Source organism: Blastococcus aggregatus, assembly GCF_900221005.1.
Taxonomy (GTDB): Bacteria; Actinomycetota; Actinomycetes; order Mycobacteriales; family Geodermatophilaceae; genus Blastococcus; species Blastococcus aggregatus.
Genome location: NZ_OBQI01000006.1, coordinates 276,447 through 297,041, shown reverse-complemented (window position 1 = coordinate 297,041; position 20,595 = coordinate 276,447). Strand labels below are relative to the sequence as shown.

At 74.9% G+C, this 20,595-nt stretch carries 18 protein-coding genes; 13 read left to right on the top strand and 5 right to left on the bottom strand.

Annotated elements, in window-relative coordinates:
* Nucleotide 1: 1 nt before the first annotated feature.
* Nucleotides 2–3,265 carry a DEAD/DEAH box helicase gene (locus CRP29_RS19625; protein ID WP_097196734.1) on the bottom strand — a complete coding sequence of 1,088 codons (3,264 nt, stop codon included), beginning with the start codon at nt 3,263–3,265 and terminating at the stop codon, nt 2–4.
* A 61-nt stretch (nt 3,266–3,326) separates the two neighbouring features.
* The gene (locus CRP29_RS19620; RefSeq protein ID WP_097196733.1) at nt 3,327–5,090 is read right to left on the bottom strand and encodes a DEAD/DEAH box helicase; all 1,764 of its coding nucleotides are present in this window, start codon (nt 5,088–5,090) and stop codon (nt 3,327–3,329) included.
* 183 nt (nt 5,091–5,273) lie between these two features.
* Between CRP29_RS19620 and CRP29_RS22920 the strand changes: the two genes are divergently transcribed.
* The 8 genes from CRP29_RS22920 (at nt 5,274) to CRP29_RS19580 (ending at nt 12,877) form a co-directional block, all read left to right on the top strand.
* A complete protein-coding gene (locus tag CRP29_RS22920; protein ID WP_176523059.1) occupies nt 5,274–6,533 on the top strand; it encodes a DUF3152 domain-containing protein in 1,260 nt (419 codons plus the stop codon).
* Nucleotides 6,534–6,583: 50 nt separating this feature from the next.
* On the top strand, nt 6,584–7,423 hold the full coding sequence (locus CRP29_RS19610) for an alpha/beta fold hydrolase (protein ID WP_245853102.1): 840 nt from the start codon (nt 6,584–6,586) through the stop codon (nt 7,421–7,423).
* A gap of 41 nt (nt 7,424–7,464) precedes the next feature.
* Complete coding sequence (locus tag CRP29_RS19605; RefSeq protein ID WP_097196731.1) at nt 7,465–8,316, top strand: AraC family transcriptional regulator; 852 nt, start codon at nt 7,465–7,467, stop codon at nt 8,314–8,316.
* Nucleotides 8,313–8,732 carry a VOC family protein gene (locus tag CRP29_RS19600; RefSeq protein WP_097196730.1) on the top strand — a complete coding sequence of 140 codons (420 nt, stop codon included), beginning with the start codon at nt 8,313–8,315 and terminating at the stop codon, nt 8,730–8,732. The genes CRP29_RS19605 and CRP29_RS19600 overlap by 4 nt, the downstream gene beginning before the upstream one ends.
* 18 nt (nt 8,733–8,750) lie before the next feature.
* Nucleotides 8,751–9,086 carry a YnfA family protein gene (locus CRP29_RS19595; RefSeq protein ID WP_097196729.1) on the top strand — a complete coding sequence of 112 codons (336 nt, stop codon included), beginning with the start codon at nt 8,751–8,753 and terminating at the stop codon, nt 9,084–9,086.
* Between the two features lie 172 nt (nt 9,087–9,258).
* Nucleotides 9,259–9,876, top strand: coding sequence for a TetR/AcrR family transcriptional regulator (locus tag CRP29_RS19590; protein ID WP_176523058.1), 618 nt, complete (start codon nt 9,259–9,261; stop codon nt 9,874–9,876).
* 17 nt (nt 9,877–9,893) lie between these two features.
* Nucleotides 9,894–12,137 carry an MMPL family transporter gene (locus CRP29_RS19585; RefSeq protein WP_097196727.1) on the top strand — a complete coding sequence of 748 codons (2,244 nt, stop codon included), beginning with the start codon at nt 9,894–9,896 and terminating at the stop codon, nt 12,135–12,137.
* Between the two features lie 23 nt (nt 12,138–12,160).
* Entirely contained in the window at nt 12,161–12,877 is a 717-nt protein-coding gene (locus tag CRP29_RS19580; RefSeq protein WP_097196726.1) for a hypothetical protein, read from the top strand.
* A gap of 9 nt (nt 12,878–12,886) precedes the next feature.
* Here CRP29_RS19580 and CRP29_RS19575 read toward each other — a convergent pair whose 3' ends face one another.
* Nucleotides 12,887–13,798, bottom strand: a complete 912-nt coding sequence (locus CRP29_RS19575; RefSeq protein ID WP_245853101.1) for a sensor domain-containing diguanylate cyclase — start codon at nt 13,796–13,798, stop codon at nt 12,887–12,889.
* A 144-nt stretch (nt 13,799–13,942) separates the two neighbouring features.
* Between CRP29_RS19575 and CRP29_RS19570 the strand changes: the two genes are divergently transcribed.
* From CRP29_RS19570 to CRP29_RS19560, 3 genes are all read left to right on the top strand, one after another.
* A complete protein-coding gene (locus CRP29_RS19570; RefSeq protein WP_097196725.1) occupies nt 13,943–14,872 on the top strand; it encodes a hydroxymethylglutaryl-CoA lyase in 930 nt (309 codons plus the stop codon).
* On the top strand, nt 14,869–15,384 hold the full coding sequence (locus CRP29_RS19565) for a flavin reductase family protein (RefSeq protein ID WP_245853100.1): 516 nt from the start codon (nt 14,869–14,871) through the stop codon (nt 15,382–15,384). The genes CRP29_RS19570 and CRP29_RS19565 overlap by 4 nt, the downstream gene beginning before the upstream one ends.
* Nucleotides 15,385–15,499: 115 nt before the next feature.
* Nucleotides 15,500–16,168: a hypothetical protein gene (locus CRP29_RS19560; RefSeq protein WP_097196724.1), complete on the top strand. Its 669-nt coding sequence runs from the start codon at nt 15,500–15,502 to the stop codon at nt 16,166–16,168.
* Between the two features lie 2 nt (nt 16,169–16,170).
* Here CRP29_RS19560 and CRP29_RS19555 read toward each other — a convergent pair whose 3' ends face one another.
* Nucleotides 16,171–16,605, bottom strand: coding sequence for a hypothetical protein (locus CRP29_RS19555; protein WP_097196723.1), 435 nt, complete (start codon nt 16,603–16,605; stop codon nt 16,171–16,173).
* Nucleotides 16,598–16,960: a hypothetical protein gene (locus CRP29_RS19550; RefSeq protein ID WP_097196722.1), complete on the bottom strand. Its 363-nt coding sequence runs from the start codon at nt 16,958–16,960 to the stop codon at nt 16,598–16,600. The genes CRP29_RS19555 and CRP29_RS19550 overlap by 8 nt, the downstream gene beginning before the upstream one ends.
* A gap of 215 nt (nt 16,961–17,175) precedes the next feature.
* On the opposite strand from CRP29_RS19550, the gene CRP29_RS19545 reads away from it, so the two are divergent.
* Nucleotides 17,176–18,657, top strand: a complete 1,482-nt coding sequence (locus tag CRP29_RS19545) for a S8 family serine peptidase (protein WP_097196721.1) — start codon at nt 17,176–17,178, stop codon at nt 18,655–18,657.
* 124 nt (nt 18,658–18,781) lie between these two features.
* Entirely contained in the window at nt 18,782–20,566 is a 1,785-nt protein-coding gene (locus CRP29_RS19540; RefSeq protein ID WP_097196720.1) for an N-acetylglutaminylglutamine amidotransferase, read from the top strand.
* Nucleotides 20,567–20,595 lie beyond the last annotated feature (29 nt).

The window sequence follows — 20,595 nt, the reverse complement described above, 5'->3', positions numbered from 1 at the left end:
CTCAGCTGAGCAGGCCGCGGACGTCCTCGGCCGTCAGCGCCCCGGAGCCGAGCGCGCCGTCCTCGACGACCCGGGAGAACAGCGCGGACTTCCGGGCCTTGAGCTCCATGACCTTCTCCTCGATCGTGCCCACCGCCACCAGGCGGTAGACGATCACCGTCTTGTCCTGGCCGATCCGGTGCGCCCGGTCGACCGCCTGCGCCTCGCTGGCCGGGTTCCACCACGGGTCCAGCACGAAGACGTAGTCGGCCTCGGTGAGGGTGAGGCCGAAGCCGCCGGCCTTGAGGCTGATGAGGAACACCGGTGCGGTGCCGGTCCGGAACTCCTGGACGACGGCGTCCCGGTCGCGGGTGCGCCCGTCCAGGTACACCCAGCCGATGCCCTCCGCGGTGAGCCGGTCGCGGATGCCGCGCAGGAACCGGGTGAACTGGCTGAACACCAGCACGCGGTGCCCTTCGGCGACCACCTCGCGCAGGTGCTCCAGGAAGGCGTCGGCCTTGCTGGAGCGGACGTCGGCGTACGCGGGGTCGATCAGCGCGGGGTCGAGGCTGAGCTGCCGCAGCAGGGTGAGCGACCGGAAGATCGTCATCCGGTTCTTCGACATGTCCTCGACCAGGCCGAGGACCTTGCTCCGCTCCCGCTGCAGGTGGGTCTGGTACAGCTTCTCGTGCCGGGGGTTGAGCACCACCTCCAGCACCTGCTCCTGCTTGGGCGGCAGCTCGGCGGCGACCATCTCCTTGGTCCGCCGGCGTACCAGCGGGCGGATCCGGCGGCGCAGCTGGGCCAGCTTCTCGCCGTCGCCGTCCCGTTCGATGGGGATCCGGTACTGCTCGGTGAACCGCTGCGGATCGGGGAACAGCCCCGGCGCCACGATCGACAGCAGCGCCCACAGGTCCATCACGCTGTTCTCCAGCGGCGTGCCGGTCAGGGCCACCTTCACCGGCGCCCGGAGCCGTCGCGCGCACTGGTAGGTGCGGGCGCGGTGGTTCTTGACGAACTGCGCCTCGTCGAGCACCAGCCCGCGCCACGGCAGCTCCGTCCAGGCGTCCTCGTCGATCCGGAACAGCGCGTAGGAGGTGACGACGACGTGCGCGCCGGCCACCCGTGCGTGCAGCGCGGTGCCGGCCTTGCGTTCGGTCTCCGCGACCACGGCCACCCGCAGGCCGGGGGCGAACCGGGCGGCCTCCCGCGCCCAGGTGGACACCACGCTGGTCGGTGCCACCACCAGCACCGGTGCCTCGTCCAGGTCACCGGCCTCGTGCGCGCGGACCAGCAACGCGAGGGTCTGCAGCGTCTTGCCCAGTCCCATGTCGTCGGCCAGCACGCCACCCAGCCCGTGCTCCCAGAGGAACGACAGCCAGCCGTACCCCTCGAGCTGGTAGGGCCGCAGCTGTGCGGTCAGCCCGGCCGGCGCCGGCGGCGGCTCGGCGTGCTCGAGGTCGAGCAGGCCGCGCACCTCGCGGGTCCACCGCTCGCTCTGCTCGTCCACCACCCCGAGCGCCATCAGCTGCTCGAACAGCGACGCCTGGTAGCGGCTCACCCGGGTGCCCTCGCCCGGTACGTCCTGCAGCGCCCGGGCCTCCTCGATGAGCAGCCGCAGCTGCTCGAACTCGGGGCGCTGGAGGGAGAAGTAGGTGCCGCTGACCAGCAGCAGGCGGGTGCGCCCGGCCGCGAGCGCCTTGTACAGCGTCTCGAACGGCACGCTCTGCCCCTCGACGGTGACGCTGACCTCCAGGTCGAACCAGTCGGACTCCCCGGTGTCGCGGGCGGTGAAGCTGATCTGCGGCGCCGCGGTGGACTGCCGGTAGTCCGGGGGCGTGCCCAGCACGGCGACCTCGACGTCGGGGTCGGCGCGCAGCGCGGGCAGCACCTCGGTGGTGAACTCGAGCGCCTCCATCCCGCTCAGCTCGGCGGTGCCCGCGAGCGCGCCTGCCGGTGTCCACAGCTCGGGCAGGGCGCGGACCGGGCCGGGCAGCGCCTCGACGAGCGACTGCTCGGCCGCCGGGTCCCGGCCGTCGCCCGGCGCGGTCGCTGCGCCCGGCGGGAAGGACCGCTCGGGTCCGTAGCGGAGCAACCAGGTCACTTCTGCCGTCGCGTCCCCGGGGTAGCGGACCTCGACCGCCAGCCGGGGCGGGACGACGTCGGGCAGCTCCACCGAGCCGTCGGCGGAGATCACCGGCACCGCCTGCCGCAGGCCCGGGAACCAGTCCCGCCGGAAGCGGTCGACGTCCCCGGCGGGGATGGTGATCGCCCCGCCCCGCGCGACCAGCCCGGCGAGCGCGGGCGGGGCCGGACTGTCGAGGCGGGCCAGCACCAGGCCGGGGCCGTCCTCGGCGGGCGGGCCGTCGACGGTCACCCCGTGCGGAGGCATGCCGAGGAAGGACAGCGCGGCCGGCGCGACGGGGCGGCCGTCGACCCGGAGGACGGCGGACAGCTCCGTCGCCTCCCCCCGTCGGCGCAGGTCGACCGCGAGGGCGGCCGCCTCCGCCGCCAGCACCACCGGCCGGGGCTGGCGGTCGGCCGTCATCAGCTGCACGCCGTCGCCGACCGCCTCGGCGAGCAGCCGCCACAGGCCCGGGCCGAACTCGTGCAGGTACACGTCGACCGGGGCGTAGGAGTAGTACTGGTTGCGGGCCGCGGAGTGCGTGGCGTGCAGCGCACGCAGCGCCGCCAGGTGCGCCGGGTCCCAGCCGGCCCGCACGCTGTCGTACTGCAGCTGGCGCCAGGAGATCCCGCTGCGCACCCACCTCCTGCGCGCGCCAGGGACGACCGGCCGCAGCCGGACCAGCCGCTGCCGCACGCCGGGCGAGCCGATCGAGGCACGCCCGCGGTCGGCGTCGGCCATCTCGAACTGCAGCCCGATCGGCACCGTGCTGGTCGATCCGAGGTCGGCGGCCGCGGACACCAGCTCCTCGAGCTGCTGCTCCCAGCCGGGGACAGCGGTCCGCCTGCCGCCGGGGGGGCTCAGCCGGGGCCGGAGGGACAGCAGCACCGCGACGGCGTGCTTGCAGTCGTCGCCGACAGGGCAGGTGCAGGCCCCGACCCAGCCCGCCCGGCCGCCGTCGGCGCCGGTGCGCACCACGGTCGTCCGGTAGGGAACGGCGTCGCCCCCCTGGACGAGCGCGGTGGCCCGGCGCCCGTCCTCGGCCAGCTGCAGGCCGAGGACGCTGCGTCGCGCGTACGGCCGGGCCCGGCCCAGCACCCCCGCCCCGACCGCCTCGGTCAGGGCCTCGTCGGTGACCATCTCCTGCCAGTCGCCGAGCACGCGGACAGGCTACGGCGGCACTCCGACGATCCGGTCCGACCGCCACGGCCGCCGAGCGCGGTCAGCTCTCGGCGAGCGCCGTCGCGGGCAGCCAGTCGGCCTCGAGCAGCTCGGCGATCTCCTGGAGCGCGGAGGTGTCGGCGCCGGCGGTGGAGCCGGTGACCGCCAGCCGCTCGACCATGACCCGGGCGACCTGCTCCTCCACCGTGTCCTCGGCGAAGGCGACCAGCCACGGCGAGGTCTTCCCGTCGCGGTGGGTGCGGCCGGTGACCTGCCGGGCCTGGATGCCGGAGAACCGGGGCTGGTGGAACAGCCCCACGCGCGGCAGCTCGGAGGCGTGTGCGCCGTCGGGCAGCAGCTCGCCGGCGTGCAGGCTGATCGAGGCGGTCACGGTGAACACGCACACCTGCGCCTCGCCGCGCTGGAAGCGCAGCCGCTCGGCCTCCACGTCGAACCGGTCGCGGCCGTAGATGCCGGCCACCTCGATGCCCGCGGACAGCAGCGCCTCGCGGATGGGGTCGGCCGCCGTCTCCACGAACTCCACCGACACCGCGACCTGCCGCTCCGCCTCGACCTGGGCCTTCACCCAGTCGACGGTGGCCTGCACGCGGATCAGCCCGGCCTTCTGCCGGAACCTCAGCAGCGCGGCACGGCCACGCGCGGTCTGCCGCGACCGGCGGGCCAGCTGCATCTCGGCCCGGAACTCCGACCACTCCGCCTCGTAGGACGCCCGCTCCGCCGGGGTCAGCGCCACCGGAGCGCCGCTCACCGACACCGGGCCCCACGGCGCGGGCCGGTGCAGCGTCGCCGGCGGCTCGGCCTCGGCCAGCCAGCTCTGCAGCGTGGCGAGGTCGGCGCGGCGCTCGTCGGCGTCCTCGGTCCACTGCCAGCCGTAGCGGCCACGTTCCACGTGGAACCCGCGCGCGGCCAGCCGGGCGGGGAGGTCCGCCCAGTCCTTGAGCGCCTCGCCGTGCTGGACGGCGAACTGCGGCGCCAGGTACGGCAGCTCCAGCGGGGTGTGCGCCGGGGTCGCGGTGCAGGCCAGCACGTACGGGGCGTCCTTGACCCGGCCGGCGCCGGAGACCGCCTTCCAGTGCTTCCAGCGCTGGGTGGTCGTGTGCCGCACCATGTGCGCCTCGTCGGCGACGACGACGTCGAACCGCGCGCCGGTCGCCCGCTGCACCGCGGCCACCTTGCCCAGCCGGTCCCACGTCGTCACGCACCAGCGCAGCTCGCCGTCGCCGAACCCGGCGATCGAGCGCGACCAGTGCGGGATGGTGATCGCCGCGGGGCGGTCGGCGACGACCAGCACCCGCGAGACGTCGCGCTGCTCGGCGATCGCCTTGACGGCGAGGATCGCCGTGCCGGTCTTGCCGACGCCCGGGTCGTCCCCGAGCAGGAACACCCGGCCGCCGGCCGCGGCGTGCGTGGCGACGACGTCGGCGCCGTCGCACTGCTGGTCGCGCGGGGTCAGCGCGCGACCCTCGGGGAGGGGGCGGGGATCGGCGTTCAGCTCGTCCTCGACGAAGCGCTCGAAGCTGTACGGCGGGGGGTCGTAGGGCACCAGGGCCGCGGGCAGCTCGCCGCCGACCCAGACGTGCGCCTGCAGCCCCGGGTGCCAGACCGCGCCGGGGGCGGGCGCGCGGAACGGGACGGCGAGCACCCACACCCGCTCCCCCGGCCCCGCCACCGGCAGCCCGGCCGCGGCCTTGCTCGGCTTCGCCGCCGCCCGTTTCCGCGGCGCCGCCGTCCGGGTGCGGCTCGTCGTGCCCCGCGCCGTCGTGCTGCGGCTGCTGGTCGTGCTGCGCCGTCGTCGTCCGGGCATGCCCGCACCTCCCCCTCGTCCCGGGGCACGGTAGGCGTCGCCTCCGACGGATCCGTCGCGCCGGGCGGGCATGTCGCGTCGCGGGCGGTTGCCGCCGCAGGTCGAGGGGTTCCGGGTGCCGGCCGTCACGGTTACGGTCCACCGCGTCGTGGCCCCCCGGCCGCCGTCGGCGAGGAGCAGCCCATGCCGAGGACCTGGCGCGCACTGCTGGTAGCACTGACGGCGGTCGCCGCCGTCCTGCTCCCGATCGGCCCGCCGGCGCAGGCCGCCGAGCGGGTCGTCACCTACACGGTGGTGTCGCAGGGCGTCGTCCACGGCGACCTCGGGCAGCTCGCCGCCGTCGCGGCGGGCACGCTCAACGACGCCCGCGGATGGGGCCTCGGCGGCGCGCTGGCCTTCCAGCAGGTGCCGTCCGGTGGCGAGTTCACCCTCATCCTGGCGGCGCCGTCGGTGGTCGGCGCGCAGAGCGGGTGCGACGCCTTCTACAGCTGCCGGGTGGGCCGCAACGTCTACATCAACGACGATCGCTGGCGCGGGGCCACGGCCACCTGGCCGCACGGGCTGGCGACCTACCAGCAGTACGTGATCACCCACGAGGTCGGCCACTGGCTGGGCCTCGGCCACCGGAACTGCCCCGCGGGCGGCCGGCTCGCCCCGGCCATGCAGCAGCAGTCGATCGGCCTGCAGGGCTGCCTGGCGAACATGTGGCCGCTCATCGGGGAGCGCGAGGAGGCCGGCCGGAACATGCGCGTCGCCGTCGGCTGGACCTGGATCGAGCGCCGGTACATCGACCTCGGCCAGGAGCGCGGCCCGCTCGGCGGGCCGGTCACCTGGGAGACGCCCACCCCGTACGGCCTGGGCTGGATGCAGCACTTCAACCGGCCCGACGGCGCCTCCATCTACTGGTCGCAGTCCACCGGGGCGCACGAGGTCTACGGGCTCATCCGGACCCGGTACGGCCAGGTGGGCTGGGAGCTCGGCCCGCTGGGCTTCCCGGTCACCGGCGAGCTGCCGACGCCGGACGGCTGGGGCCGGATGTCGCACTTCGCCGGATCGGGCGGCGCCTCGATCTACTTCCACCCCTGGACCGGCGCGCACGAGATCTACGGTGCGATCCGGGCGCAGTGGGGTGCCCTGGGCTGGGAGCTCGGCCCGCTGAGCTACCCGGTGACCGGTGAGCTGCCCACGCCGGGCGGCCGGGGCCGGTTCAACCACTTCGCCGGGCAGGGCGGGGCGTCGATCTACTGGTCGCCGACCACCGGCGCGCACGAGGTCTACGGCGCGATCCGCGCGCGCTGGGCGCAGCTGGGCTGGGAGCAAGGCGCGCTCGGCTTCCCCGTCAGCGGCGAGTACCCGGTCCCCGGCGGCCGGCGGAGCGACTTCGAGGGCGGGTCCATCCGCTGGGACGCCGCGCGCGACGTCACCGAGGTCCTGCCGCGCTGACCGCGCGCCCCGGGGCGACGCCGGTCCGGCGGGCTGGTGGGATGGACGGCGTGGACGACGACCTGCGACTGCACGCACGCACCCTGGGCGAGTCCGGCCCGCGCGTGGTGTTCGTGCACGGGCTGTTCGGCCAGGGCAAGAACTGGACGACGATCGCCAAGGGGCTCACCGACCGGCACCGCGTCACGCTGCTCGACCTGCCCAACCACGGCCACTCGCCCTGGACCGACCGGATCGACTACGTCGACATGGCCGAGCTGGTCGCCGCCGAACTGGCGTCCTACGGGGAGCCGGTGACGCTCGTCGGTCACTCGATGGGCGGCAAGGTGGCGATGACGCTCGCGCTGCGCCGGCCGGAGCTGCTGCGCGCGCTGGTCGTCGTCGACATCGCGCCGGTCGAGTACCCCCTGCAGGGCGGCCGGACCGACGACGAGGACGAGGAGGCCTCGCCCTTCGGCGCGTTCATCGCCGCCATGAAGGCGATGGACCTGGGTGCGCTCGAGACCCGTGACGACGCCGACGCCGCGCTGCGCACCGCCGTCCCGAGCCGGATGGTGCGCGGCTTCCTGCTGCAGAGCCTGGTCCGCGAAGGGCTCGGCGCCGACGGCGGCTGGCGCTGGCGGCTGAACCTCGACCTGCTCGAGCGCGACCTCGGCGAGCTGCGCGGCTTCCCCGACCCGCCGTCCGGCGCCACCTTCGACGGCCCGGTGCTCTGGATCGCGGGGGCGAACTCGCACTACGTCCTGCCCCAGGACCGCGAGCGCATGGACGAGCTGTTCCCGGCCACCCGGCTGGTCCGCGTCAAGAACGCCGGCCACTGGGTGCACTCGGAGCAGCCCGAGGTGTTCCTGGAGACCCTGCGGTTGTTCCTGGACGCCGTCGACGGCTGAACCCCCTGGTCGCCGGGATCGGCTGCGGCCATGCTGGCCCGGTGGAGCAGGAGTCCGTGGTGCACGCCGCGCACCCCCGCCTGCGCCCGTTCGTCGCCGCCGCCGTCGGCTACCGGCACGAGGGTCTGCCGCCCGGTGAGCACCTGGGCCTGCCCTCGCCCTTCCTCACGCTGATCGTGCCGCTCGACGACCCCCTGGAGATGGCGGCCCACCCGGATCCCGCACAGCCACCCGGGAGCTACGACGGGCTGGTCGGCGGTCTGCACACCCGCCCGGCGCGGATCACCCACTCCGGACGGCAGTCCGGCATCCAGCTCTCCCTCACCCCCGCGGGCGCCCGGGCCCTGCTGGGCTGCCCGGCCGGCGCCCTCGCCTCGCTGGACAGCCCGCTGGACGACGTCCTCGGGGCGGTCGGGACCGAACTGGTGGAGCGGGTGCGGGCGGCGGGGAGCTGGCCGGCGCGCTTCGCCGTCCTGGAGCAGGTGCTCCACCGGCAGGTGGCGGACGACGGGGTGCGCCCGGAGGTGGCCGAGGCCTGGCGCCTGACGACGGCGGGTGGCGGCCGGCTGCCGGTGGCCGAGGTGGCCGCGCGGGTGGGCTGGTCGGTCCGGCACCTGGAGCAGCGGTTCCGCGCCGAGACCGGCCTGGGCCCGAAGGAGGCGGCCCGGGTGGCCCGGTTCGACCGTGCGCGCCGCGCCCTGGCCGGCCGGGCCGGCGGCGGGCGGCCGCTGGACCTGGCCGGGCTCGCCGCGGCCACCGGCTTCGCCGACCAGGCGCACCTCACCCGCGAGTGGCGGGCGTTCGCCGGCCTGCCCCCGACGCGCTGGCTGGCCGCGGAGTTCGGATTCGTGCAAGACACCCGGGCGCTGACGGCGGCACTCTCCTCGGCATGACGACTCCGCCACGCACCAGCCCGCAGCCCACCGTCTGGCCCGCCTTCCGCGCCCGCGACGCCCGCGCCCTCATCCGCTTCCTCGTCGACACCTTCGGCTTCGAGGAGACCGCCGTGTACGGGGAAGGCGACCGGGTGGACCACGCCCAGCTCTCCTGGCCCGAGGGGGGCGGCGTGATGCTCGGCTCGGTCCGCGAGGGCGACGACGCCTGGCCCGCCGTCCCCGGCACCGCCGCCTGCTACGTCGTCACCGCCGACCCGGCCGCGGTCCGCACGCGGGCCGGAGCCGCCGGCGCGACGATCGTCAAGGAGCTGAGCACCACCGACTACGGCTCGTCGGAGTTCTCCGCCCGCGACCCCGAGGGCAATCTCTGGTCCTTCGGCACCTACGCGGGGGAGCCGCGCAGCGCGGGGTGACCGCTCTACGGTCCTCCGGTGACCGTCGCGCGCTCCGTCCTGCTGTTCGTGCTGGCCGCGATCGCCGAGATCGGGGGCGCCTGGCTGGTCTGGCAGGGCGTGCGCGAGTCGCGCGGCTGGCTCTGGATCGGCGCCGGTGTGCTCGCGCTGGGCGCCTACGGCTTCGTCGCCACCCTGCAGCCCGACGCGAACTTCGGCCGCATCCTGGCCGCGTACGGCGGGGTGTTCGTCGCCGGCTCCCTGCTGTGGGGCATGGCCGTCGACGGCTTCCGGCCCGACCGGTACGACGTCGTCGGCGCCCTGCTGTGCCTGGTCGGCGTCGCCGTGATCATGTACGCCCCCCGCGCCACCTGACCCGCTTCTTCGCTCCCGCGTAGCCAGGCATGGGAAGCAATACATGCGTTCTGGCCCGCGAAACGGGTGTATCGCTTCCCATGCCTGGGTGGGATCCCGCGCGTGGGACGTTCGCCACATCCGATGCATCCGTGCACTCGATGCACCGCCGTATCCAATACATTCGTGCATCGTGAGCACCGACAGCCTGGAGGCGCGGCCGAAGCGGCGCCGGGCCGACACCGTCGAGCGGCTGCTCGACGCCGCGCTGGAGACCTTCGCCGACCTGGGCTTCGCCGCCGCCAGCGTCGAGGACATCTGCCGCCGCGGTGGCTTCACCCGCGGCGCCTTCTACTCCAGCTTCCGCACCAAGGACGAGCTGTTCGCCGCGCTCTTCGCCCGCGAGACCGGCCGCGAGCTCGGCCAGGTCGAGCAGCAGCTCGCGGGCCTGGAGCACGAGCCCGATCCGGTCGCGGCCTCCGTGGAGCGCTGCCTGTCGGTGTTCCGCGCCGACCGGTCCTGGGTGCTGGCGCGCACCGAGTTCGCGCTGCACGCCGCCCGGCACCCCGAGGCCGCCCGCGCCCTGCGGGAGCACGAGGACGCCCTGCTGGCCCGGGTCACGGCGATCATCGACGACACCCTCGGCCGCACCGGCCTGCGGCTGACCCTCCCGGCCGGTCAGCTGGCCCGCATCCTGCTGGCCCTGCACGACGGCCTCGCGCTGCGCGACGCCGTCCGCACGCCCGACGGCCCCGACGCCGACCTCGAACGCATTGCCCTGCTGCGCCTGCTGCGCGCCGTCACCGACTGATCCCGGAGAAGACCCCCATGGCAACCCTGCTGGCCCGCGTCGGCTCCGCCGCCTTCCGCCACCGCCGGATCGTGGCGACGGCGTGGGGTCTCCTGCTCGCCGTCGTCGTCACCCTGCTCGTCACGGTGGGTGGTGCGTTCGACGACGAGTTCACCATCCCGGGCTCGGAGTCCCAGGAGGCGCTGGACCGGCTCGACGAGCTCTCCCCCGAGGCGGCCGGCGCGGGCGCGCAGATCGTGTTCGTCGCCCCCGAGGGGCAGACCGTCCTCGACCCGGCCTTCACGGCGGCCGTCGAGGAGACCCTCGCCGAGGCGGCGGACGTGCCGCAGGTCGCCGGGGTGGTCAGCCCGTTCGAGAGCCTGAGCCTGAGCGCGGACGGCCGGGCCGCGCTCGCGCAGGTCCGGTTCGACGTCGCCCCCGAGCTGCTGGACGACGGCGCCCTGGACGCCCTGGTGACGACGACGGAGCCCGCCGAGCGGGCCGGCCTCGAGACCGCCGTCGGCGGCAACGCGTTCGGCACGACCGGCGTCTCGGTCGGCCCGCTGGAGTTCATCGGCGTCGGGGTCGCCGTCCTGGTCCTCGTGCTGACCTTCGGCTCGCTGCTGGCCGCGGGGATGAACCTGGCGATCGCCCTGGCCGGCATCGCGGTCGGCATGGGCGGGCTCCTGCTGGCCTCCAACCTGGTGACGCTGTCGTCGACCGCCCCGACGCTGGCGCTGATGATCGGCCTGGCGGTCGGCATCGACTACACGCTGTTCATCCTGTCCCGGCACCGCACCCAGCTGGCCGGGGGCATGCCGCCCCTGGAGTCCGCCGCCCGGGCGGTCGGCACCGCCGGCTCGGCGGTCGTCTTCGCCGGGCTCACGGTGATCATCGCGCTCTCCGGGCTGGCCGTCGTCGGCATCCCGTTCCTCACCGTCATGGGCATCGGGGCTGCCGGCACCGTCCTCGTCGCCGTCCTCGTGGCGCTGACGCTGCTGCCGGCGCTGCTCGGGTTCGCCGGGCAGCGCCTGGCGCCCAGGCCCGGCTCCCGCGCGGCGCGGCGCGAAACGGCCGCCGCGGAGAACACCGGGGCCGGCGGCTCGCTCGGTGCCCGGTGGACCCGGCTGATCACCGCCCGGCCGCTGGTCACCGTGCTCGCCGCGCTGGCCGGGCTGCTCGTCCTGGCGCTGCCCGCGCCGCAGCTCGAGCTCGCGCTGCCGGACAACTCCGCCGCCGCCGAGGAGACGCCGCAGCGGCAGGCCTACGACTTGGTCAGCGAGTACTTCGGCCCCGGCCTCAACGGCCCGCTCGTCGTGCTCGTCGAGGACCTCGACCCGGCCACGGCCCAGCAGACGCTGGAGGACGTCGCCGTCGCGATCGCCGGCACCCCGACCGGCACGCCCGGCGAGTTCGAGGGCGGTCTGGACGGCGTGCTCGTCGCGCAGCCCACGCCGCTGCCCGGCGGGACGGCGGCGATCGTGAGCGTCATCCCGGAGACCGGCCCGCAGGACGAGGCGACCCACGACGTCGTCGCCGAGCTGCGCACGCTGGCCGGCGACCTCGAGGCGCAGACCGGCGCCGAGTTCGCCGTCACCGGGCAGACCGCCGTCGGCATCGACATCTCCGAGCGGCTCGCCGACGCCCTGCTCCCGTTCGCCCTGGTCGTCGTGGGCCTGGCGCTGGTCCTGCTGCTGTTGGTGTTCCGCTCGATCCTGGTGCCGATCAAGGCCGCCGTCGGCTTCCTGCTCTCGGTGGCGGCCTCGTTCGGTGCGGTGGTCGCGGTCTTCCAGTGGGGCTGGCTGGCCGACCTGCTCGGCGTGCCGGCCACCGGCCCGGTGATCAGCTTCCTGCCGATCATGCTCATGGCGATCCTGTTCGGCCTGGCCATGGACTACGAGGTCTTCCTCGTCTCCCGGATGCGCGAGGAGTACGTCCACGGCGCCACGCCCCGCGAGGCCGTGGTCACCGGCGCCCGGCACGCGTCGCGGGTGGTCGTCGCCGCCGCGCTGATCATGTTCTCGGTGTTCGCCAGCTTCGTGACCATCGAGGACGTCACGGTCAAGGCGATCGCCTTCGGCCTCGCGGTCGGCGTGCTGGTGGACGCCTTCCTCGTGCGCATGACGCTGGTCCCGGCCGTGCTGGCGCTGCTGGGCCGCTCCGCGTGGTGGCTGCCCGCGTGGCTGGACCGCGTCCTGCCGGACCTCGACGTCGAGGGCGCCGGGCTGGCCGAGGAACCGAGCGGCACGACGACGCGCGAGCCGGCCACAGCGGCGCGCTGACCGGCACCCGGCAGACTGGCCGGGTGAGCGAACACGGGTCGGAGCACGAGGGGACGCCGGAGAGCTACGCGGGGCCGCCGTCCTACGGACCGCCGCTTGGCCACGGCCAGCCGGCACCTGGCCAGCAGGGATACCCGCAGCAGGGGTACGGCCAGCCCTACGGCTACGGCCCGCCGCCCGGCTATCCGCAGCAGGGCTATCCGCAGCAGGCCTATCCGCAGCAGGCCTACCCGCAGCAGGGGTACGCGCCGGCCGGCTACCCACCGCCGGGCTATCCGCAGCCCGGGTACGGCCAGCCCTACGGCTACTGGCCCGGCCGCGTGCCGGCGTGGCCGGCCGGGCCGGGTCGTCCCGGGATCGCCACCGCCGCGGCCGTCCTGGGGTTCGTGACCGGCGGGCTCACCGCCCTCATGACCACCGGCTTCCTGTTCGGCCTGACCTCCGGCGACGACGAGGCCGTCTACGTGCTGACGGTCGTCACCGGCCTGCTCTGCGCGGCGGGCCTGATCACCGGGAGCGTCCGGCTGCTGGCCCGGAAGTCCGCGGACCTGCTCTTCTTCTCCGCGCTGGCCGCCACGGTCTCGCTGGTGCTCATCGGCCTGCTCGGCGCGAGCACGCTCTACGGGGACGACGCGACGTTCATCGTCTCGTTCGCCACCGTCGGGTTCGCCCTGCCCGTCGTCACCGCGATCCTCGCCCGCGTGCGCGACACCGTCGGCTGGGTCTCCTCCGGCGCCTGACCGGGCGGCTCAGCGGGAGCGTGGCCGCCCGCGGCGACGCCGGGCGGCCTTGTCCGCGTACATCGCGTCGTCCGCGGCCCGGATCACCCGCTCGTGGACGTCGCCGGGCTCCTCGCCGCCCGGCGCGGAGCCGATCCCGATGCTGATGCCGATCGAGACCTCATGGCCGCTGAGCTCCAGCGGTGCGGTCACCGCCGCGCGCAGGCGGGCGGCGAGCACTTCGGCGTCGGGCCGGTCGGTGTTCTCGCAGACGATGCTGAACTCGTCCCCGCCGAGGCGGGCCGCGGTGTCGCTGGCCCGCAGCACCGAGCGCAGCCGGTCGGCGAAGGCGACCAGTACGAGGTCGCCCATCGGGTGGCCGAGCTCGTCGTTGACGGCCTTGAACCCGTCGAGGTCCATGATCAGCACGCAGGTGGGCGTGCGCTCGCGCTGACCACGCTCCAGGGCGTGCCACAGCCGGTCCTGGAACAGCAGCCGGTTGGGCAGCCCGGTGAGCGGGTCGTGCAGCGAGCGGTGCACCAGCTGCGCCTCGAGCGCCTTGCGCTCGGTGATGTCCTCGACGATGACGACGAGGTGCGCGGCCTGCCCTTCGGGGGTCTCCTCGACCCAGGAGGCGGTCAGCTGCACGGGGACGACGGTGGAGCCGGCGCGCACGAGCCGGGTCTCGTGCCGCATCGGCCGGCTCGTGTCGGCCAGCAGGTCGGCGTGCGCGACCCGCGCGGCGGACGCCCCCTCCGGGTGGATCAGGTCGAGCAGGGAGGTGCCGTACAGCTCCTCGCCGGTGCGCTCCAGCAGCGCGCAGAACGCGGGGTTCACGTCGACCAGGACGCCGTCGGGGGTCGTCAGCGCCAGCCCCACCGGGGCGTTGGCGAAGGCACTGCGACGGTCGGCAGGAGGGAACGCGCCCATCACCTCGACCACCGCCCCACCTCCGTTCCGGACTCTCATCTTGCGCGACGGCACCGACGAAGGGGACGCCAGGCATCACAGAACCGTTCCGGGTCGCCTCATCGGGGGACACCGGACGGGTGCAGGATGCACGGAGGGTTACGTCAGGAGGCACCCGTGCACGAGTTCGACCTGGTCCTGCCCGCGGAGGTCGACGTCCGCGAGGTGGGCATGCGCGACGGCCTGCAGCTCGAGGCGCCCGTCCCGCTCGAGGCCAAACTGGAGATGCTGGAGGCGCTCGTCGCCTCCGGAGTGCGCCGGATCGAGGCGACGTCGTTCGTCTCGCCCAAGGCGGTCCCGGCCCTCGCCGACGCCGACCGGCTGGCCGCCGAGCTGTCCCGCTGGCCGGAGGTGCACTGGTCGGCCCTGGTGGCCAATCCGCGCGGCGCCGTCCGGTCCGTCGACGCGGGGGTGCCCGACCTCGAGTACGTGGTCTCCGCCGCCGACGGGCACAGCCGCGCCAACGCCGGCCGCTCGACCGCGGAGGCCGTCCACGCCGTCGGCGAGATCGCCGAGCTGGCCCACGGCGCCGGAGGGTCGCTGGAGGTCATCATCGCCACCGCGTGGGACTGCCCCTTCGACGGCCGCACGCCGATCGCCCGCACGGTCGACGTCGCCCGCGCCGCCGTCACCGCCGGCGCCGATCAGCTGTGCCTGGGCGACACCATCGGGACGACGACGCCGCTGCGCGTGGTGCAGATGCTCGACGCCGTCCGCCGCGCCTGCCCCGGCGTGCCGTTGGGCGTGCACTTCCACGACACCCGCGGGACCGGCCAGGCCAACGCGCTGGTCGCCGTCCAGGCCGGGGTGACCCAGCTCGACTCCTCGATCGGCGGCCTCGGCGGCTGCCCCTTCGCCCCGGGCGCCAGCGGCAACATCGCCACCGAGGAGCTGGTCTACATGCTGGAGGAGTCCGGCGTGCGCACCGGCCTGGACCTCGACGCGCTGCTGCTCGCCGCCGCCGCGACGGAACGGGTGGTCGGCCACGAGCTGCCCAGCTCCCTCTACCGCGCCGGCGGGCGCTCCGTTCCCCGGGATGCCCGGTGAGCGACGCGCTGTCCGGGGAGCCGCAGCGCATCGTCGACCCGCGGGTCATGCGCGACGTCCTGGGCCACTTCGCCTCCGGTGTCACCGTGCTGACCGCCGCCACCGACGCGGGCCCGATCGGGTTCACCTGCCAGTCGTTCAGCTCGCTGTCGCTGGACCCGCCGCTGGTCGCGTTCGCCCCGGCCCGCTCGTCGCGGACCTGGGCGCAGCTGCGCACCCTCGGCCGGTTCTGCATCAACGTGCTGGCCGAGGGTCAGGACGACGTCTCGCAGAACTTCGCCCGCTCCGGCGCCGACAAGTTCGACGGGGTGCCGTGGACGCCGAGCCCGCACGGCTCGCCGGTCCTCGACGACGTCGTCGCCTGGATCGACGGCGAGCTGTGGGCCGAGTACGACGGCGGTGACCACACCATCGTGGTGGCCCGCGTGCTCGACCTGGGCGCGGCGCCCGACCGGCGCCCGCTGCTGTTCCACCGCGGCGCCTACGGGCTGCTGCACCGGCCGGAGGGCTGAGCGCGCCCGGAGCCCGCCACTCTGCCGGCGGATTCCGGACGATGACGGCGCGATCGGGCACCCGACGTCGGCAGAACAGCGGCAGAGTGGGGTGCGACACCGCAGGAGGAACGCCATGGGACTGCTCGACCGGCTCTTGGGCCGCACCCCCCGACAGCCCGCGGGCTACGGCAACGCGGGCTACGGCACCCACCGGCAACCGGCCGGGCAGCCGCTGCCCGACGAGCAGGCGGTGGCCCGCTACCGCTACCTGCTGCGCACCGCGCCGCCGGAGCAGATCGAGCAGGCGCACGCCGAGGCCTTCGCCCAGCTCACCACCGACCAGCGGCAGCAGGTGCTCGCGCAGCTCGCCGCCGCCGTGCCGGCCGCCGAGCGCCCGCGCACCGACGACGCCGCGACCCTCGCCCGGGTGGCCACCCGGGTGGAGATGCGCCAGCCGGGCACGCTGGAGCGGGCCCTGGGCGGCTACGGCCCCGGCTACGGGGCGCAGCCCGGGTACGGCGGCCGCCAGGGCTACGGCGGCGGGTACGGCGGGCCGGGGATGGGCAGCATGATCGGTGGCAGCCTGCTGGGCACGATCGGCGGCCTGGTCATCGGCACCGCGGTCGCGGACGCCCTGTTCGACAGCGGCCCGGGCGACGGGGGCCTGTTCGGCGGGGGCGACGAGGAGGCCTACGCCCAGGGCTACGAGGACGGATCCGACACCGGTGACCTCGGGGGCGGGGGCGACTTCGGCGGTGGGGACTTCGGGGGCGGCGGGGATTTCGGGGGCGGCGACTTCTGAGCTCAGCGCGCCGTGCCGCCCGCCGTCCGCCGGCGGAGCAGGACGGCGAGGCCGAGCACCGGCAGCACCAGGGGGACGTACAGGTAGCCGCGGCCGTAGCCCGACCACACCGTCTCGTCCGGGAACGCCGCCGCGTCGGCCAGCGACAGCGTGCCGACGACGAGGACGCCCACCAGCTCGACGCTGATCGCGGCCAGGGCCACCCGCCGCCCGGCCGCCCCGCGGGCCAACGCCACCGTGGCCACCAGGTAGACCACCGCGGCGAGCGCCGAGAGCAGGTAGGCCACGGGTGCCTCGTCGAAACGGGTCGCCAGCTGGACGGCGGCCCGCGCCCCCGCGGCGAGCGCGAAGACGGCGTACAGCGCCACCAGCACGCGGGAGACGCCGGACCCGGAACCCGCCTCGGCGGGCGCGCCCAGCGCGCGGTCGTCAGGCACCGGTCGCCTCCCAGAGCTCGAGCAGCCGCCACACCATGACGCCCACCGACGCACCCGCGACGGCCAGCACCGTGCCGGCCCAGCGGGTCACCTCGGTGCGCGCCCACAGCACCCCGGCGACCGGGATGAGCACCACGCCGAACAGGTAGCCGAGGAACGACGGGGTGTCGGCGGGGGTGTCGGCGTCCATGGCGGCCAGCGCGAGCACCGCCTGCACCACCAGCAGGACCTCGACGACGGCGGCCAGGGCCAGGTGGACCAGCCCGATCTGCCGCCGGGCCAGCGTCGAGGCCAGCCCCGCCACGACCAGCAGCACCGCCACGATCGTCGTCGCGACGACGAGGAACGGCGTCACCGCTGCGGCGCGGGGCGGACGGCGGGGAGCACCCGGACATCCTCTCGCGCCGCGTCCGGGCGCCGGTACGGGGTCGGCGCCACCTCCCTCGGCGTGCACCGTGCGGGAGCTCGCGCCGCGGTGAGGGAAGGCGCCGCCGGACCCGGTGGGTAACCCTCCGGCGAGGACGTCGTTGTCGCAGAGCACACACCGTCGTGTCCTGCCCTGGAGGGCCCATGCGCCGCTCGTCCCGCCGTCTCCCCCGCCGCGTGCTCGGCGCCGTCAGCGGGGCGGTCGTCGTCGCCGCACTGGCTGCCGCTCCCGCCTCCGCCGCGCCGACCGGGCCGCTCGCGCCCGTGCAGGATTTCCTGGCCGCCCAGCTGGCCGGCCTGACCGGCAGCACCACGGTGCTGGTGCACGGCGTCGACGCCGCCGCCGCCCGCGCCGCCGTCGCGGCCACGGGGATGAGCACCGTCACCGAGTTCGAGCGGATCGGCGTGGTGGTCGCCTCGGGCACCGCCGGGCAGATCGAGTCCGCGCGCACCCAGCCGGGCGTGACCTACCTCGAGGGCAACAGCCCCATCGAGTTCGCGCAGGAGACGTCCAACGTCGCCACCCGGGGCGCGGAGGCCGCGGCCACGCTGACCGGCGCGAACGGCGAGGCCCTCGACGGCAGCGGCGTCTCGGTGGCGGTGATCGACTCCGGCGTCGACCCGAACCACCCGTACCTCCGCGACGCCGACGGTCGCAGCGCCGTCGTCGCCAACCTCAAGAGCTTGTGCCTGGTGGAGGCGACGCCGACGCCCGACTGCGTCGTCCGGGTGCCGTCGGTGGTCGACACCGACACGCTCTCCCTGGGTGGGCACGGCACGCACGTGAGCGGGATCGTGGCCGGCCGGCCGACGACGCTGTCCGACGGCGGCCGGCTGCAGGGAGCGGCCCCCGGCGCGAGCCTGGTGTCGATCTCCACCGGTGCCGTGCTGCTGATCGTCGGCGCCGACTCCGCGCTGAACTGGGTGCTGGAGAACCACGAGGCGCCGTGCGGCGCGGGCGTCTCCCCCACCGTCTGCCCGCCGATCAAGGTGACGAACAACAGCTACGGCCCGACCGGCGGCGGCGCCTTCGACCCGAACTCGGCCACCGTCAAGCTGCAGCGGGCCCTGGCCGCCGAGGGCGTCGTGACCGTCTGGGCGGCCGGCAACGACGGCGGCGACGGCTCGGCCTCGGTCACCAACCCGCCCGGCCAGGACCCGACCGGCGGCATCCTCTCGGTCGCCTCGTACTCCGACCTGGAGACCGGCACCCGGGACGGCGTCGTCAGCGAGTTCTCCTCCCGCGGCGCGTCCGCCGACCCCTCCACCTGGCCGGACCTCGCCGCGCCCGGCGACACGATCACCTCGGCCTGCCGCCCGTACCTGCCGATCTGCGCCACCGGGCTGGACTTCCGCAACGGCCCCGGCCTGCTCGACGTGGGCACCTTCAACACCATCAGCGGGACGTCGATGGCCGCGCCGCACGTCGCCGGCATCGTGGCCCAGCTGTTCCAGGCCGACCCGGCCGCCACGCCTGCGGAGATCGAGGCGGCGCTGGTCGGCAGCGCGCACCGGTTCACCGACGGTGCGCCCTACGCCTCGGTCGGCGGCCGCACGACGTCCTTCGACAAGGGCGCCGGCCTGGTCGACGTCCTCGCGGCGGTCGCCCAGCTCACCGGCAGCTGACCGGCCCAGGGCAGAGATGGCCGTCTCTGCCCTGGGCACGTTCCACGTGGAACCGTGTGACGACTGGATGTGATCTTGCTCCCCGGAGGGCGTGAACCCCGCCCAGCGGGTTAGATCGGTCTGCATGTGCGGCCTGTGCGGAGAGATCACCTTCGACGGTTCGACGGCGGACACCACGGCCGTCGCACGCATGGTGGAGGCCCTGGTCCCGCGCGGCCCGGACGGCCAGGGGTCGTGGAGCAGCGGCCGGGTGGCCTTCGGTCACCGCCGGCTCTCGGTCATCGACCTCTCCACCTGCGGTTCGCAGCCGATGGTCGACAACGAGCTCGGGCTGACCGCCGTCTTCAACGGCTGCATCTACGACTACCGGGAGCTGCGCGCCGAGCTGGAGGGCCACGGCTACCGCTTCTTCTCGCACAGCGACACCGAGGTGATCCTCAAGGGCTACCACCACTGGGGCCCCGACGTCGTCTCGCACCTGCACGGGATGTTCGCCTTCGTCATCCACGAGCGGGACACCGGCCGGGTGGTCCTGGCCCGGGACCGGCTGGGCATCAAGCCGCTCTACCTCGCCGAGACGCCGGGCAAGCGGCTGCGGTTCGCCTCGACCCTGCCCGCCCTGCTCAAGGCCGGCGACGTCGACACCTCGATCGACCCGGTCGCGCTGCACCACTACCTCTCCTGGCACGCCGTCGTCCCGGCGCCGCGCACGATCCTCAACGGCGTCCGCAAGCTGCCGCCGGCCACGCTGCGGATCGTCGAGGCCGACGGCACGAGCACCGAGCGCCGCTACTGGAACGCCACCTACGAGCGCCGCGCCGAGCACGCGAACTGGTCCGCGCGCGACTGGGAGGACGCGATCGAGGAGGCGCTGCGGGTCGCCGTCCGCCGGCGGCTGGTCGCCGACATCCCCGTGGGCGTGCTGCTCTCGGGCGGCCTGGACTCCAGCCTGATCGTCGGCCTGCTCGCCCAGGAGGGGCAGACCGGCCTGGCGACCTACTCCATCGGCTTCGAGTCCGTCGGCGGGCACGAGGGCGACGAGTTCGCCTACTCCGACGTCATCGCCGAGCACGTCGGCACCGATCACCACCGGATCCGGGTCGGCTCCGACGAGCTGGCCGGGGCGCTCGGTCACGCCATCGGGGCGATGGCCGAGCCGATGGTCAGCCACGACGTCGTCGCCTTCGACCTGCTCAGCGAGCGGGTGTCCCAGTCCATCAAGGTGGTCCAGTCCGGGCAGGGCGCCGACGAGGTGTTCGCCGGCTACCACTGGTACCCGCCGCTGGCCGGGGTCGGCCGCGAGTCGGCGGTGCAGACCTACGCCCAGGCGTTCTTCGACCGCGACCACGGGCAGATGCGCGGCGTCGTCGCCGACCGGTACGCCCTCGCCGACGACCCGAGCCTGGCGTTCGTGCGTGCCCACATGGCGGCCGCCGGCGCGGAGACCGCCGTCGACGCCGCGCTGCGCCTGGACAGCGAGATCATGCTGGTCGACGACCCGGTCAAGCGGGTGGACAACATGTCCATGGCCTGGGGCCTGGAGGCCCGGGTGCCCTTCCTGGACCACGACCTGGTCGAGCTGGCGGCGATGTGCCCGCCGGAGCTGAAGCTGGCCGACGGCGGCAAGGGCGTGCTCAAGGCGATCGGCCGGCGGATCATCCCGCCGGAGGTCATCGACCGGCCCAAGGGCTACTTCCCGGTGCCGTCGATCACCCACCTCGAGGGCAAGGTGCTGGGCCTGGTCCGCGACGCGCTCGCCGGCGACGCCGCCCGGGACCGCGGGCTGTTCCGGCCCGAGTACGTGCGCGAGCTGCTCGCCGACCCGAACGGCGAGCTCACACCCCTGCGCGGCAACAAGCTCTGGCAGCTCGGCCTGCTCGAGCTGTGGCTGCAGACCCACGTGGCCTGAGCGGCGCCATGACGCGGATCGCCGGTCAC

Coding starts and splice junctions, on each gene's coding strand:
- CRP29_RS19620 (WP_097196733.1), bottom strand. CDS start 5,090: ATGCCCGGACGACGACGGCGCAGCACGACCAGCAGCCGCAGCACGACG.
- CRP29_RS22920 (WP_176523059.1), top strand. CDS start 5,274: ATGCCGAGGACCTGGCGCGCACTGCTGGTAGCACTGACGGCGGTCGCC.
- CRP29_RS19600 (WP_097196730.1), top strand. CDS start 8,313: ATGACGACTCCGCCACGCACCAGCCCGCAGCCCACCGTCTGGCCCGCC.
- CRP29_RS19585 (WP_097196727.1), top strand. CDS start 9,894: ATGGCAACCCTGCTGGCCCGCGTCGGCTCCGCCGCCTTCCGCCACCGC.
- CRP29_RS19560 (WP_097196724.1), top strand. CDS start 15,500: ATGGGACTGCTCGACCGGCTCTTGGGCCGCACCCCCCGACAGCCCGCG.
- CRP29_RS19545 (WP_097196721.1), top strand. CDS start 17,176: ATGCGCCGCTCGTCCCGCCGTCTCCCCCGCCGCGTGCTCGGCGCCGTC.
- CRP29_RS19540 (WP_097196720.1), top strand. CDS start 18,782: ATGTGCGGCCTGTGCGGAGAGATCACCTTCGACGGTTCGACGGCGGAC.